The sequence below is a fragment of the Pseudomonas sp. P9_31 genome (assembly GCF_034008235.1).
Lineage (GTDB): Bacteria > Pseudomonadota > Gammaproteobacteria > Pseudomonadales > Pseudomonadaceae > Aquipseudomonas.
This window is the reverse complement of record NZ_CP125375.1, coordinates 1,520,137-1,533,941: the sequence shown is the minus strand read 5'-3', so window position 1 is coordinate 1,533,941 and position 13,805 is coordinate 1,520,137. Positions and strand designations below refer to the sequence as shown.

The 13,805-nt window shown below is 60.2% G+C and carries 12 protein-coding genes and 1 tRNA gene; 9 read left to right on the top strand and 4 right to left on the bottom strand.

Annotated features, from left to right (window positions below):
* Window positions 1-102 precede the first annotated feature (102 nt).
* The 9 genes from arcC (at window position 103) to QMK51_RS06880 (ending at window position 10,809) form a co-directional block, all read left to right on the top strand.
* Window positions 103-1,032 carry a carbamate kinase gene (arcC, locus tag QMK51_RS06920; RefSeq protein ID WP_320393541.1) on the top strand — a complete coding sequence of 310 codons (930 nt, stop codon included), beginning with the start codon at window positions 103-105 and terminating at the stop codon, window positions 1,030-1,032.
* 64 nt (window positions 1,033-1,096) lie between these two features.
* Window positions 1,097-1,456, top strand: a complete 360-nt coding sequence (locus QMK51_RS06915) for a DUF5064 family protein (protein WP_320393540.1) — start codon at window positions 1,097-1,099, stop codon at window positions 1,454-1,456.
* A gap of 215 nt (window positions 1,457-1,671) precedes the next feature.
* Window positions 1,672-3,180 (top strand): sigma-54-dependent transcriptional regulator, encoded by a 1,509-nt coding sequence (locus QMK51_RS06910; RefSeq protein ID WP_320393539.1) that lies wholly within the window; start codon window positions 1,672-1,674, stop codon window positions 3,178-3,180.
* Window positions 3,181-3,630: 450 nt separating this feature from the next.
* A complete protein-coding gene (gene gcvH / locus QMK51_RS06905; protein ID WP_258699415.1) occupies window positions 3,631-4,014 on the top strand; it encodes a glycine cleavage system protein GcvH in 384 nt (127 codons plus the stop codon).
* 10 nt (window positions 4,015-4,024) lie between these two features.
* Window positions 4,025-6,877, top strand: coding sequence for an aminomethyl-transferring glycine dehydrogenase (gcvP, locus tag QMK51_RS06900; RefSeq protein ID WP_320393538.1), 2,853 nt, complete (start codon window positions 4,025-4,027; stop codon window positions 6,875-6,877).
* A gap of 201 nt (window positions 6,878-7,078) precedes the next feature.
* Entirely contained in the window at window positions 7,079-8,455 is a 1,377-nt protein-coding gene (locus QMK51_RS06895) for an L-serine ammonia-lyase (RefSeq protein ID WP_320393537.1), read from the top strand.
* A 38-nt stretch (window positions 8,456-8,493) separates the two neighbouring features.
* Complete coding sequence (gene gcvT / locus QMK51_RS06890) at window positions 8,494-9,618, top strand: glycine cleavage system aminomethyltransferase GcvT (protein ID WP_258699412.1); 1,125 nt, start codon at window positions 8,494-8,496, stop codon at window positions 9,616-9,618.
* Between the two features lie 392 nt (window positions 9,619-10,010).
* Window positions 10,011-10,223, top strand: coding sequence for a cold-shock protein (locus QMK51_RS06885; RefSeq protein ID WP_003175786.1), 213 nt, complete (start codon window positions 10,011-10,013; stop codon window positions 10,221-10,223).
* 97 nt (window positions 10,224-10,320) lie between these two features.
* Window positions 10,321-10,809 carry an RDD family protein gene (locus QMK51_RS06880; protein ID WP_320393536.1) on the top strand — a complete coding sequence of 163 codons (489 nt, stop codon included), beginning with the start codon at window positions 10,321-10,323 and terminating at the stop codon, window positions 10,807-10,809.
* A 113-nt stretch (window positions 10,810-10,922) separates the two neighbouring features.
* Here QMK51_RS06880 and nadA read toward each other — a convergent pair whose 3' ends face one another.
* From nadA to queE, 4 genes are all read right to left on the bottom strand, one after another.
* Window positions 10,923-11,981, bottom strand: coding sequence for a quinolinate synthase NadA (nadA, locus tag QMK51_RS06875; RefSeq protein WP_320393535.1), 1,059 nt, complete (start codon window positions 11,979-11,981; stop codon window positions 10,923-10,925).
* A 260-nt stretch (window positions 11,982-12,241) separates the two neighbouring features.
* A tRNA-Lys gene (locus QMK51_RS06870) sits at window positions 12,242-12,317 on the bottom strand.
* 63 nt (window positions 12,318-12,380) lie between these two features.
* A complete protein-coding gene (gene queC, locus QMK51_RS06865; RefSeq protein ID WP_320393534.1) occupies window positions 12,381-13,073 on the bottom strand; it encodes a 7-cyano-7-deazaguanine synthase QueC in 693 nt (230 codons plus the stop codon).
* 1 nt (window position 13,074) lies between these two features.
* The gene (gene queE / locus QMK51_RS06860) at window positions 13,075-13,722 is read right to left on the bottom strand and encodes a 7-carboxy-7-deazaguanine synthase QueE (protein ID WP_320393533.1); all 648 of its coding nucleotides are present in this window, start codon (window positions 13,720-13,722) and stop codon (window positions 13,075-13,077) included.
* Window positions 13,723-13,805: the final 83 nt, after the last annotated feature.

Sequence of the window (13,805 nt, the reverse complement as noted above, 5' to 3'; positions counted from 1 at the left end):
TCGGATCGCAGCGGTGCGGCGATCCGACAAGCCAGCGCCCACATTGACCGAGTTCCAACCGGGGCCAAATCGCCCGCAACCTCTGCTTAGAAGGACTGCATTATGCGTATCGTCGTTGCTCTGGGCGGTAACGCCCTGCTCCGCCGGGGTGAACCCCTGACCGCGGACAACCAGCGCGCCAACATCCGCGTCGCCGCCGAACAGATCGCCAAGGTCCATCCCGGCAACCAACTGGTGATCGCTCACGGCAATGGTCCGCAGGTCGGGCTGCTGTCGTTGCAGGCGGCGGCCTACACCCAGGTTTCCGCTTACCCGCTGGACGTGCTCGGTGCCGAAACCGAAGGCATGATCGGCTACATCATCGAGCAGGAACTGGGCAACCTGCTGGACTTCGAAGTCCCGCTCGCCACCCTGCTGACCCAGGTCGAAGTCGACCCCAACGACCCGGCGTTCCAGAACCCCAGCAAACCCATCGGCCCGGTCTATACCAAGGCCGACGCAGAGAAACTCGCCGCCGAAAAAGGCTGGGCGATCGCCCCGGATGGCGACAAATTCCGGCGCGTGGTGGCCAGCCCGAAACCCAAACGCATCTTCGAAATCCGCCCGATCAAGTGGCTGCTGGACAAAGGCAGCATCGTGATTTGCGCTGGCGGTGGCGGCATCCCGACCATGTACGGCGCCGACGGTAAATTGCAGGGTGTGGAAGCGGTGATCGACAAAGACCTGTGCTCGGCGTTGCTGGCCGAACAACTTGAAAGCGAGCTCTTGGTAATTGCCACCGACGTCAGCGCGGCGTTCATCGACTTCGGCAAACCCACCCAGAAAGCCATCGCCCAGGCCCATCCGGATGAACTGGAAAAGCTCGGTTTCGCGGCCGGCTCCATGGGACCAAAGGTCCAGGCGGCCTGCGAGTTCGCCCGCCATACTGGCAAAGTCGCGGTGATCGGTTCACTCTCGGAGATCGAAGCGATCGTCCAGGGCAAGGCCGGCACCCGTATCAGTACGGCGACGACTGGTATTACCTATCGATAGAAAGAACTCCGGGGGCAGGCGTGAGGTCTGCCCTGATTCAATGCTTTTTGAAGGAGAGACGCCAATGGCCACGTTCGAACCCGGACACCTGCACATCGAGCGCCACGCGCTGAACAAGGACGATTACAGCTACAACCTGCACATCGAATACGAAATTGCTCAGGACCCCAAGGAAGGCCAAGGCATGCTGTTCAAGCTGCATGGCTCGGTCGAGGGCAAGGACCTGAATGAAGAGTTTTATCTGCCCAAGGACCAGGCCTTCGACTTCGCTCGCCATGCCACGCGCATCGCGCAGAAGTACGGCATGCCCAAGACCGCCAGCATTGGCACCCTGCACAAATACTACGATGAGATGTTTGAAAACGTGCGAGTACAGCTCGACGTAAAATCCGGCGACCCGGTCAAGCCTGAACATCTGGTATGACCCAATTCTTCAGTAAAAGCTGAACCTGTGGGAGCGGGCTTGCTCGCGAAGGCGGTCTGTCAGCCAACATCGACAGTGACTGACACTCCGCCTTCGCGAGCAAGCCCGCTCCCGCATTGGTTCGGTGTAGCCCGTAAAGTCCTGCGCAAGATTTCACCATTGGCCCGCCCCAAGGCATACTTGCCACCCTCCGCATTCCAGAACCAAGCAGCCCCATGCGCATCCACGTCAGTTTCATCGACCGCGTCGGTATCACCCAGGAAGTCCTGGCCTTGCTCGGTGGGCGCAATCTCAATCTGGATGCGGTGGAAATGGTGCCGCCGAACGTCTACATCGACGCCCCGACCTTGAGCCCGGCAGTGCTCGAAGAGCTGCGCGACGCGCTGTTCAGCGTGCGCGGCGTGCAAGCGGTGACGGTGGTCGACATCCTTCCCGGCCAGCGCCGTCACTTGCAGCTCGATGCGTTGCTCGCCGCCATGACCGACCCGGTGCTGGCCCTCGACAGCGCCGGCAAAGTCCTGCTGGCCAACCCGGCCCTGATTGCCCTGTACGGTCGCGAACCAGCGGGCGAAAGCATCAGCGAGCTGTTTGCCGACCCGGCGCTGCTCGACGCATTGCTGGAAACCGGCTTCCGCCTGCCGCTGCGGGAGATCACCGTCAACGGTCAAACCCTGCTGCTGGACGCCACGCCGATCACCGACGCCGGAGCACTGCTGACCCTGTATCAACCGAACCGCATCGGTGAGCGCCTCTCGGCGCTACACCACGATCACGCTGAAGGTTTCGATGCATTGCTTGGCGAATCCCCGGCCATTCGTACACTCAAGGCGCGCGCTCAACGAGTCGCAGCCCTTGATGCACCGTTGCTGATCCAGGGCGAAACCGGCACTGGCAAAGAACTGGTGGCCCGTGCCTGCCACGCCATCAGTGCCCGCCACAGTTCGCCATTCCTGGCCTTGAACTGCGCGGCACTGCCGGAAAACCTCGCTGAAAGCGAACTGTTCGGCTACGCCCCCGGCGCCTTCACCGGCGCGCAACGGGGCGGCAAACCGGGGCTGATGGAACTGGCCAACCAGGGCACGGTATTTCTCGACGAGATCGGTGAAATGTCGCCATATTTGCAGGCGAAATTGCTGCGATTTCTCAACGACGGCAGCTTTCGTCGGGTCGGTGGCGATCGCGAAGTGAAGGTCAACGTGCGGATCCTCAGCGCGACTCACCGCGATTTGGAAAAAATGGTCAGCGAAGGCACCTTCCGCGAAGACTTGTTCTATCGCCTCAACGTGCTGAATGTCGAAGTTCCGCCGTTGCGCGAGCGCGGTCAGGACATTCTGCTGCTGGCGCGTTACTTCATGCAGCAGGCTTGCGCGCAGATCCAGCGCCCGGTCTGTCGCCTGGCTCCCGGCACTTATCCGGCGCTGCTGGGCAACCGCTGGCCTGGCAACGTGCGGCAATTGCAGAACGTGATCTTCCGCGCCGCGGCGATTTGCGAAAGCAGCCTGGTGGACATCGGCGACCTCGACATTGCCGGCACCTCCGTGGCGCGCCAGAGCGACAGCGAGGTCGACAGCCTCGAACAGGCCATGGAAGATTTCGAGAAAACCTTGCTGGAAAAACTCTACGTCAGCTACCCCTCGACCCGCCAACTGGCCAGCCGCCTGCAAACCTCCCACACCGCGATTGCCCATCGGTTGCGCAAGTACGGTATTCCCAATAAGCCGTAAGGCTGAAAATACGATCTCGTTACCGACACAAAACCACTGTGGGAGCGAGCCTGCTCGCGAAGGCGGACTGACATTCACTATGGATGTCGACTGACATACCCTCTTCGCGAGCAGGCTCGCTCCCACAGGTTTGTGCGCGGCCTGAAAATCTCCTCAAAAACGACCTCCATCTGTACTGAAAGCGCTACAGTGGAATGATATCGCTACACCCTCTTCTGATCACCGCTGTGCAAGGCTTTGATCCACCTCAGCTTTTTTCTTCAGTCTTGGCTGTATCGATTTCGCTACAGCCAGTCCATTTCAGCTTTTCGCAAAACAAAATAACTCATTGATTTATAAAGAATAAATAACATTGGCCGCGATTTTGCTAAGTAACCCCTCATAAATCAGGGCATTGCCCAAGCATTCAATCGCGTCCACCAGACGAGTCTGGCCCCCTTAGGAGTTTTCATGAGCGAGTTGCGTTTTACTGAAGATCACGAATGGCTGCGCACCGAAGCTGACGGCAGCGTCACGGTCGGCATCACCGCTTTCGCGCAGAACGCACTGGGCGACGTGGTTTTCGTACAACTGCCTGAGCTGCAGTCCTACGACAAAGGCGCTGAAGCCGCCACCGTGGAATCGGTAAAAGCCGCCAGCGGTGTGTACATGCCATTGAACGGTGAAGTGCTGGAAGTGAACCCGGCGCTGGACAGCAGCCCTGAACTGGTCAACGAAGATCCGCTGGGCGAAGGCTGGTTCTTCCGCTTCCAGCCAACCGACGCCTCGGCTGTCGGCCAACTGCTGGATCAAGACGCTTACGACCGTCTGATCAAAGCCAACGCCGAAGCCTGAGGAGCGCGACATGACTCAAATTAATCTCGACACTGCCAACGAATTCATCGCGCGCCACATCGGCCCGCGTGCAGGCGACGAGCAAGCCATGCTCAACAGCCTGGGCTTTGACTCCCTGGAAGCCCTGAGCGCCAGCGTCATTCCCGACAGCATCAAGGGCACCAGCGTTCTGGGTCTGGAAGACGGCCTGAGCGAAGCCGATGCACTGGCGTCTATCAAAGCCATCGCCGCCAAGAACCAACTGTTCAAGACCTACATCGGCCAGGGCTACTACAACTGCCATACGCCGTCGCCGATCCTGCGCAATCTGTTGGAAAACCCGGCCTGGTACACCGCTTACACCCCGTACCAGCCGGAAATTTCCCAGGGCCGTCTCGAAGCGCTGCTGAACTTCCAGACCCTGATCAGCGACCTGACTGGCCTGCCGATCGCCAACGCCTCCCTGCTCGACGAAGCCACCGCCGCTGCCGAAGCCATGACTTTCTGCAAACGTCTGAGCAAGAACAAAGGCAGCCACGCGTTCTTCGCGTCGGTTCACTGCCACCCACAGACCCTCGACGTCCTGCGCACCCGTGCCGAGCCGTTGGGCATCGACGTGGTGGTGGGCGATGAGCGCGAACTGACCGACGTCAGCGCATTCTTCGGCGCCCTGCTGCAATACCCGGCCAGCAACGGGGACGTGTTCGACTACCGCGAACTGACCGAGCGCCTCCACGCAGCTAATGCGCTGGTCGCGGTTGCCGCTGACCTGCTGGCCCTGACCGTGCTGACCCCGCCGGGCGAATTCGGCGCCGACGTGGCCATCGGCAGCGCCCAACGTTTCGGCGTGCCGCTGGGCTTCGGTGGTCCGCACGCGGCTTACTTCTCCACCAAGGATGCGTTCAAGCGCGACATGCCGGGCCGTCTGGTCGGCGTTTCCGTGGACCGTTTCGGCAAGCCGGCCCTGCGCCTGGCCATGCAGACCCGCGAACAACATATCCGCCGCGAGAAAGCCACCAGCAACATTTGCACCGCCCAGGTGCTGCTGGCCAACATCGCCAGCATGTACGCCGTGTACCACGGCCCGAAAGGCCTGACGCAGATTGCCAAGCGCATTCATCACCTGACCGCGATCCTCGCCAAAGGCTTGAGCGCATTGGGCCTCGGCGTCGAGCAAGCAAACTTCTTCGACACGTTGACGATTAAAACCGGCGCGCAAACTGCTGCTCTGCACGACAAGGCTCGTGCTCAGAAGATCAACCTGCGCGTGGTCGATGGCGAACGTCTGGGTCTGTCCCTGGACGAAACCACCAGCCAGGCCGACGTCGAAACCCTGTGGAGCGTGCTGGCCGACGGCAAGGCACTGCCGGACTTCGCAGCTCTCGCCGCCTCGGTCGAAAGCCGCATCCCGGCAGCGCTGGTTCGCCAATCGCCGATCCTCAGCCACCCGGTGTTCAACCGTTATCACTCGGAAACCGAGCTGATGCGCTACTTGCGCAAACTCGCCGACAAGGACCTGGCCCTGGATCGCACCATGATCCCGCTGGGTTCCTGCACCATGAAACTCAACGCCGCCAGCGAAATGATCCCGGTGACCTGGGCTGAATTCGGCGCCCTGCACCCGTTCGCCCCGGCCGAGCAAAGCGCCGGCTATCAGCAGCTGACCGATGAGCTGGAAGCGATGCTCTGCGCCGCCACCGGTTACGACTCGATCTCCCTGCAACCGAACGCCGGCTCGCAAGGCGAGTACGCCGGTCTGTTGGCGATCCGTGCCTACCACCAGAGCCGTGGCGAAGACCGTCGCGACATCTGCCTGATCCCCTCGTCCGCCCACGGCACCAACCCGGCCACCGCCAACATGGCTGGCATGCGTGTGGTCGTGACCGCCTGCGATGCCCGCGGCAACGTCGACATCGAAGACCTGCGCGCCAAGGCCATCGAGCACCGCGAACACCTCGCCGCGCTGATGATCACCTACCCGTCGACCCACGGTGTGTTCGAAGAAGGCATCCGCGAAATCTGCGGCATCATTCACGACAACGGCGGCCAGGTGTACATCGACGGCGCGAACATGAACGCCATGGTCGGCCTCTGCGCACCGGGCAAGTTCGGCGGCGACGTGTCCCACCTGAACCTGCACAAAACCTTCTGCATCCCCCACGGCGGTGGCGGCCCGGGCGTCGGCCCGATTGGCGTCAAGTCCCACCTGACGCCGTTCCTGCCGGGCCACGCCCAGATGGAACGCAAGGAAGGCGCAGTCTGCGCAGCACCGTTCGGCAGCGCGAGCATTCTGCCGATCACCTGGATGTACATTCGAATGATGGGTGGCGCGGGTCTCAAGCGTGCTTCGCAACTGGCGATCCTCAATGCCAACTACATTTCCCGTCGCCTCGAAGAGCACTACCCCGTGCTGTACACCGGCAGCAACGGTCTGGTGGCGCACGAATGCATCCTCGACCTGCGTCCGTTGAAAGACAGCAGCGGCATCAGCGTCGATGACGTGGCCAAGCGCCTGATCGACTTCGGCTTCCATGCCCCGACCATGTCGTTCCCGGTGGCCGGCACGTTGATGATCGAACCGACCGAAAGCGAATCCAAGGAAGAACTGGACCGCTTCTGTGACGCCATGATCCGCATCCGCGAAGAAATCCGCGCGGTGGAAAACGGCACGCTCGACAAGGACGACAACCCGCTGAAAAACGCTCCGCACACTGCCGCGGAAATCGTCGGCGAGTGGACTCACCCGTACAGCCGTGAGCAAGCGGTTTACCCGGTAGCGTCGCTGATCGAAGGCAAGTACTGGCCACCGGTCGGTCGCGTCGACAACGTGTTTGGCGATCGCAACCTGGTCTGCGCCTGCCCGTCGATCGAAAGCTACGCTTGATCTATAGGGGGCGGGTTCGCTCGCCCCCGTTTTCAAGAACACCACAACACTTGTGGGAGCTGGCTTGCCTGCGATGGCGGAGTATCAGGCGACTGAGATGCTGACTGTCCTACCGTCATCGCAGGCAAGCCAGCTCCCACAGGATCGTATTTAGTCAAAAGATTTCCGCCAATTCCTATAACAAGAAACCGGAGAACAACCATGTCGTTAAGCGTGTTCGACCTGTTCAAGATTGGCATCGGCCCCTCCAGCTCCCACACCGTCGGCCCGATGCGTGCGGCTGCACGTTTCGCCGAAGGTCTGCGCCGTGAAGGGCTGCTGGCGGCAACCACCTGCGTCAAAGTCGAGCTTTACGGCTCGCTCGGCGCCACCGGCAAAGGCCACGGCAGCGACAAGGCCGTATTGCTGGGCCTGGAAGGTGAACACCCGGACACCGTAGACACCGAAACCATCGCCGCCCGCCTGCAAGAGATTCGCGGCAACGGTCGCCTGAACCTGCTCGGCGAACACAGCATTGCGTTCAACGAGAAAGAACACCTGGCGATGATCCGCAAACCGTTGGCCTATCACCCCAATGGCATGATCTTTCGCGCGTTCGACGCGGCGGGTCTGCAGGTGCGCAGCCGTGAGTATTACTCGGTCGGTGGCGGGTTCGTGGTCGATGAAGATGCCGCCGGCGCCGACCGCATCGTAGAAGACGCCACACCGCTGACCTTCCCGTTCAAAAGCGCCAAGGACCTGCTCGGTCACTGCGGCACCTACGGCCTGTCGATCAGTCAGGTGATGCTGACCAACGAAAGTGCCTGGCGTCCGGAAGCGGAGACTCGTGCCGGTTTGCTGAAGATCTGGCAAGTGATGCAAGACTGCGTCGCCGCCGGTTGCCGCAACGAAGGCATCCTTCCCGGTGGACTGAAGGTCAAACGTCGGGCTGCGGCGCTGCATCGGCAACTGTGCAACAACCCGGAATCGTCGCTGCGCGATCCGCTGTCGGTGCTGGACTGGGTCAACCTGTACGCCCTGGCGGTCAACGAGGAAAACGCCAACGGCGGACGCGTGGTCACCGCACCTACCAACGGTGCAGCCGGAATCATCCCGGCGGTGCTGCATTACTACATGCGCTTCATCCCCGGCGCCAACGAAGACGGCGTGGTGCGTTTTCTGCTGACGGCCGCCGCGATCGGCATTCTGTACAAGGAAAACGCCTCGATCTCCGGCGCCGAAGTCGGCTGCCAGGGCGAGGTCGGCGTCGCCTGCTCCATGGCCGCCGGCGCCTTGTGCGAAGTGCTGGGTGGCACGGTGCAGCAAGTGGAAAACGCGGCCGAAATCGGCATGGAACACAACCTCGGCCTGACCTGCGACCCGATTGGCGGGCTGGTGCAAGTGCCTTGCATCGAGCGCAACGCCATGGGTTCGGTCAAGGCCATCAATGCGGTGCGCATGGCCCTGCGTGGCGACGGTCAACACTTCGTCTCCCTCGACAAGGTCATCCGCACCATGCGCCAGACCGGCGCCGACATGAAAAGCAAATACAAGGAAACCGCCCGTGGCGGTTTGGCGGTCAACATTATCGAGTGCTGATGCTCACGCGCATCTGCATACTTTTTCAGGAGCTGTATATGTCCACCGAACAACTGTTGAAAACCCCGCTGCACGCACTGCACCTCGAACTCGGCGCCCGCATGGTGCCGTTCGCCGGCTATGACATGCCAGTGCAATACCCGTTGGGCGTGATGAAAGAACACCAGCACACCCGTGACCAGGCCGGGCTGTTCGATGTGTCGCACATGGGCCAGATCCGCCTGACCGGCGCCAACGCCGCCAAAGCCCTGGAAACCCTGGTGCCGGTGGACATCATCGACCTGCCGGTGGGCATGCAGCGCTACGCTATGTTCACCAACGAGGCCGGTGGCATCCTCGACGACTTGATGGTCGCCAACCTGGGTAACGACGAGCTGTTCCTGGTGGTCAATGCGGCCTGCAAGGATCAGGACCTGGCTCACTTGCGCCAGCACATCGGCGGCCAGTGCAGCATCGAACCGCTGTTCGAAGAGCGTGCCCTGCTCGCTCTGCAAGGCCCGGCCGCCGTCACCGTGCTCGCCCGCCTGGCGCCGGAAGTTGCGAAGATGACCTTCATGCAGTTCACCCGCGTGAAACTGCTGGGCGTGGACTGCTTTGTCAGCCGTTCGGGCTACACCGGTGAAGACGGCTTCGAAATTTCCGTGCCGGCGGCCAATGCCGAAGCGCTCGCTCGCGCCCTGCTGGCCGAACCGGAAGTGGCGGCCATCGGCCTCGGCGCTCGCGACTCCCTGCGCCTTGAAGCCGGCCTGTGCCTCTACGGCCATGACATGAACACCGACACCACGCCGATCGAAGCAAGCCTGCTGTGGGCCATCTCCAAGCCTCGACGGGCCGATGGCGCGCGGGCCGGCGGCTTCCCAGGCGCCGAAACCGTGTTTGCGCAACAGCAGGCCGGTGTCAGCCGCAAGCGCGTGGGCCTGCTACCGCAAGAACGCACTCCCGTGCGCGAAGGCGCAGAGATCGTCAACGAAGCCGGCGACATCATCGGCAGCGTGTGCAGCGGCGGCTTCGGCCCCACCCTAGGCGGTCCGTTGGCCATGGGTTATCTCGACAGTGCTTATATCGTTTTGGATACGCCGGTTTGGGCCATTGTGCGTGGGAAAAAGGTGCCTTTGCTTGTAAGCAAAATGCCATTTGTTCCACAACGCTACTATCGCGGTTGATTGACTGTTTCTATAAGTAACGCGGTTGCGTTAACAGTGCACTAATCTGTAACGCAACCGCCATAAAATAGTGCGTGCGCTTCGTTTATGAACGTTACTTATAACGATCGAAAACAATTGGGCAACGCTATCGAATAAGCCTGCACTAGTGTGCTCTCTAACTGCCATCAACCTGAGCAAATCCGGGCCTTCGCAGGGCTTGTTTTTTCTCCCGTAGTTGGCGTAGAGTTTGTTCACTGTGTTTGCATGGGTCGCTTGGAATCGTGACCTGGGCAGTAGCCTACAAGTTAGCTACATCCCGTTCGACGTCTTCTTACTTTCCTGCAACCAGCCCCAGTACTCTTTCACGAGAAGGAGACTGTCATTCAATTTTGCGTCAAAGGAAATAAGAAATGTCCCAACGTCAGAGCGGTACCGTCAAGTGGTTTAACGACGAGAAAGGTTTTGGTTTTATCACTCCAGAAAGCGGTCCGGATCTGTTCGTACATTTCCGCGCTATTCAGGGCAACGGCTTCAAGAGCCTGAAAGAAGGCCAGAAAGTGACTTTCGTTGCTGTGCAAGGCCAGAAAGGCATGCAGGCTGACGAAGTACAAGCAGAAGCCTGATCCTTCTGTAACGAAAAAGCCCCTGATGGCTGACATCAGGGGCTTTTTTGTGCGCGTAAATCCGTAAAATGGCTTCTTTTTCCGCTCAGAGGCCGCCATGTCGAAACACCTGCTCAACCCACAGGGCGACTTTCCCGCCGTCGGCCTGGGCCGTCGCCTGGCAGCGATGTTCTACGACTTCCTGTTGTGCACCGCCCTGCTGATCGTCACCAGCGGCATCTACAAGATGATCCAGATGGCGATTATCGGCGAAGACCAGATGCGCACCCTGACCGAAGCCGGCGCGCTGGACGGTGATCCACTGCTGTCGACGGTGCTGCTGTTCGTGCTGTTCGGCTTCTTCGCCAAGTTCTGGACCTGGTCGGGCCAGACCCTGGGCATGCAGGTGTGGTGCATTCGTGTGCAAAACGCCGACGGTTCATCCATCAGTCTGTGGCAGGCACTGTTGCGCTTTGTGGTGTCGATCGCGTCCTGGCTATGCCTCGGGCTGGGGTTCTTCTGGTCGCTGCTCGACAAGCAGAAGCGCAGCTGGCATGACATCTATTCCAACACCCAGCTCGTACGCATTCCAAAGAAAACCAAGTAACTGTGGCGAGGGAGCTTGCTCCCGCTGGGGTGCGAAGCGCCCCCAAATGCGGCTGCTGCGCAACCGAACGGGAGCAAGCTCCCTCGCCACAACAGCTCTCGCCACAGTAAGTGTTAGGCGTTGCCGGCCAACTTCATCCGCGCCGCCTGAGTGAAATCAAGCATCCGCTTCAACGGCCGAATCGCCTGAGGAACCAACGCCGGATCAACGAAGATCTCGTTGGTGCCTTCACGCAAGCTCTTCAGCGTGCGCTCAAGCGTATTCATCGCCATCCACGGGCAATGCGCGCAACTGCGACAAGCCGCCCCGTTACCGGCCGTTGGCGCTTCGATAAAGACCTTGTCCGGGCACAGCTGCTGCATCTTGTAGAAGATGCCACGGTCGGTCGCGACGATCAGGGTCTTGTTCGGCAGGCTTTGCGCAGCAGCGATCAGCTGACTGGTGGAGCCCACCGCGTCGGCCAACTCGATGACTGCAGTCGGCGACTCCGGATGCACCAGAATGGCCGCATCCGGGTACAGCGCCTTCATGTCCTCGAGTTGCTTGGCCTTGAACTCTTCGTGGACGATGCAGGCACCGTCCCACAGCAGCATGTCGGCGCCGGTCTTGCGCTGGATGTAAGTGCCCAGGTGCTTGTCCGGCCCCCAGATGATGGTTTCGCCGTTATCCATCAGGCTTTCGACAATTTCCAGCGCGCAGCTGGAAGTCACCACCCAATCCGCCCGGGCTTTGACCGCCGCCGAGGTGTTGGCATACACCACCACCGTGCGTTCCGGGTGCTGATCGCAGAACGCCGAAAACTCGTCCACCGGGCAACCGAGGTCCAGCGAGCAGGTCGCTTCCAAGGTCGGCATCAGCACGCGTTTTTCAGGGTTGAGGATTTTCGCGGTCTCGCCCATGAATTTCACACCGGCGACCACCACGGTCTTGGCCGGGTGGGCATTGCCGAAGCGAGCCATCTCCAGCGAGTCGGAGACACAGCCACCGGTTTCTTCGGCCAGGGCCTGAATGACCGGATCGCAATAGAAGTGGGCAACCAGCACCGCGTCCTGAGCCTTGAGCTCGGCAGCAATGGCAGTGCGGTAATAAGCCTCCTCCTCGGCCGTCAGCGGCTTGGGCTGCTTGGCATCGAGATGGGCTTGAACCAGAAGGCGTTCGGAAATCTGCGTCATGTTCGCAAGACCTGCAGGCGCTTTCGCGCGAAAGTCGAGTATACACCCGGCTCCGGACCCTTCAGGGTACCGCCGGGAAAGTGAGTATTCATCAGGCGTGGACAGCGTTGAAGCTGTGCAAGGCTACAGAATATCCCGTTGATGCAAAAGATGATTCTGACCTGCGTCACCCGGACTGAGACGACCCCAAATCGCGGGCAAAAAAAAATCCGGAAATCCTCACTTGCGTGGGCCTTCCAGACTTTTAAAACAGCAAAAAATGGTGGGTCGTGTGGGATTCGAACCTACGACCAATTGGTTAAAAGCCAACTGCTCTACCAACTGAGCTAACGACCCGCTGTGTGGTGGCGCGTATAATACTGATTTTTAAAGGTTATTCAACACCTAATTTGAAATAAATCAGAAATAAGGGGTTGGGTCCGTAACGCCGGCCGCAGCGAAGCCTTCTGCACGCAGACGGCAGCTGTCGCATTTACCGCAGGCACGGCCGTTATCGTCCGCCTGATAGCAGGAAACGGTCAGCCCGTAATCGACGCCAAGTTTCACGCCCGCCTGAACGATCTGCGCCTTGCTCAGGTTCTGCAGTGGCGCCTGAATACGGAAGCCCTGCCCTTCGACTCCGGCCTTGGTCGCCAAATTGGCCATGCGTTCGAAAGCTTCGATGAACTCGGGACGGCAATCCGGATACCCGGAGTAATCCACCGCGTTTACACCGATAAAGATGTCACGCGCGCCCAGCACTTCGGCCCAGCCCAGCGCCAGGGACAGAAACACAGTATTGCGCGCCGGCACGTAAGTCACCGGAATGCCTTCGCTCGGCGTTTCCGGCACATCGATACTAGTGTCGGTCAGGGCCGAACCGCCGATACCGTTCAGGTTCAGGCCGATCACCTTGTGCTCGACCACGCCCAAGTCTTGGGCGACACGTGCCGCGGCATGCAATTCGGCATGAGACCGCTGACCATAATCGAAACTCATGGTGTAGCAGCTATAGCCTTCGGCGCGGGCCATGGCCACGACTGTCGCGGAGTCGAGACCACCGGACAGCAAGATGACCGCGCGTTTTTCTGCAGTGTTCGTTTGCTCAGTCATTTCAGCGCCCCGGCTCGTCATTCCAAAGATATTTATGCAGCTGCAATTGCAGACGCACTGGCAGATTGTCCGCCACCACCCAGTCTGCCAGATCACGCGCATTCAGGTCATGGTGGCTCGGCGAGAACAGGACTTCGCCGGCACGCCGGTCAAGACCGTACTGGATCAGCTTGGACACAGCCCAGTCGTAGTCTTCCCGCGAGCAGATGACAAACTTCACCTGATCGTTGGGCGTGAGCAGTTCAATGTTCTCGTAACGGTTACGATGTGCTTCTTTCGAGCCAGGGGTTTTCAGGTCGACGACGCGACTGACCCGTGGATCGACCGCCGAGATATCCAGGGCGCCACTGGTTTCCAGCGACACTTCGTAGCCGGCGTCACACAACTGCTTGAGCAAGGGGATGGCATTCGGTTGCGCCAGAGGTTCGCCACCCGTGACACAGACGTAACGTGGGCGAAAACCAGCCACTTGCTCGAGGATATCGTCGAGAGTGCGGATAGTGCCGCCAGTGAACGCGTAGGCGCTGTCGCAGTATTGGCAACGCAATGGGCAACCGGTCAGGCGCACAAAAACAGTGGGCAGCCCGGCAGTCCGCGTTTCACCCTGCAACGAGTAGAAAACTTCGGTGATTCTCAATGTGTCTTGCATAGTCGCCACGGGCGTAACAGCTAAACAGGCTGTCCGCCTCCGTCAGGCACTTCAAGGAACCCCGCCAACGCGCAGATCCCAAA

Bases quoted from the DNA above. Each gene is read 5' to 3' on its own strand.
- QMK51_RS06880 (WP_320393536.1), top strand. From the start codon at position 10,321: ATGTCGAAACACCTGCTCAACCCACAGGGCGACTTTCCCGCCGTCGGC.
- nadA (WP_320393535.1), bottom strand. From the start codon at position 11,981: ATGACGCAGATTTCCGAACGCCTTCTGGTTCAAGCCCATCTCGATGCC.
- QMK51_RS06885 (WP_003175786.1), top strand. From the start codon at position 10,011: ATGTCCCAACGTCAGAGCGGTACCGTCAAGTGGTTTAACGACGAGAAA.
- gcvP (WP_320393538.1), top strand. From the start codon at position 4,025: ATGACTCAAATTAATCTCGACACTGCCAACGAATTCATCGCGCGCCAC.
- QMK51_RS06895 (WP_320393537.1), top strand. From the start codon at position 7,079: ATGTCGTTAAGCGTGTTCGACCTGTTCAAGATTGGCATCGGCCCCTCC.
- QMK51_RS06910 (WP_320393539.1), top strand. From the start codon at position 1,672: ATGCGCATCCACGTCAGTTTCATCGACCGCGTCGGTATCACCCAGGAA.
- queE (WP_320393533.1), bottom strand. From the start codon at position 13,722: ATGCAAGACACATTGAGAATCACCGAAGTTTTCTACTCGTTGCAGGGT.
- gcvT (WP_258699412.1), top strand. From the start codon at position 8,494: ATGTCCACCGAACAACTGTTGAAAACCCCGCTGCACGCACTGCACCTC.
- arcC (WP_320393541.1), top strand. From the start codon at position 103: ATGCGTATCGTCGTTGCTCTGGGCGGTAACGCCCTGCTCCGCCGGGGT.
- gcvH (WP_258699415.1), top strand. From the start codon at position 3,631: ATGAGCGAGTTGCGTTTTACTGAAGATCACGAATGGCTGCGCACCGAA.
- queC (WP_320393534.1), bottom strand. From the start codon at position 13,073: ATGACTGAGCAAACGAACACTGCAGAAAAACGCGCGGTCATCTTGCTG.
- QMK51_RS06915 (WP_320393540.1), top strand. From the start codon at position 1,097: ATGGCCACGTTCGAACCCGGACACCTGCACATCGAGCGCCACGCGCTG.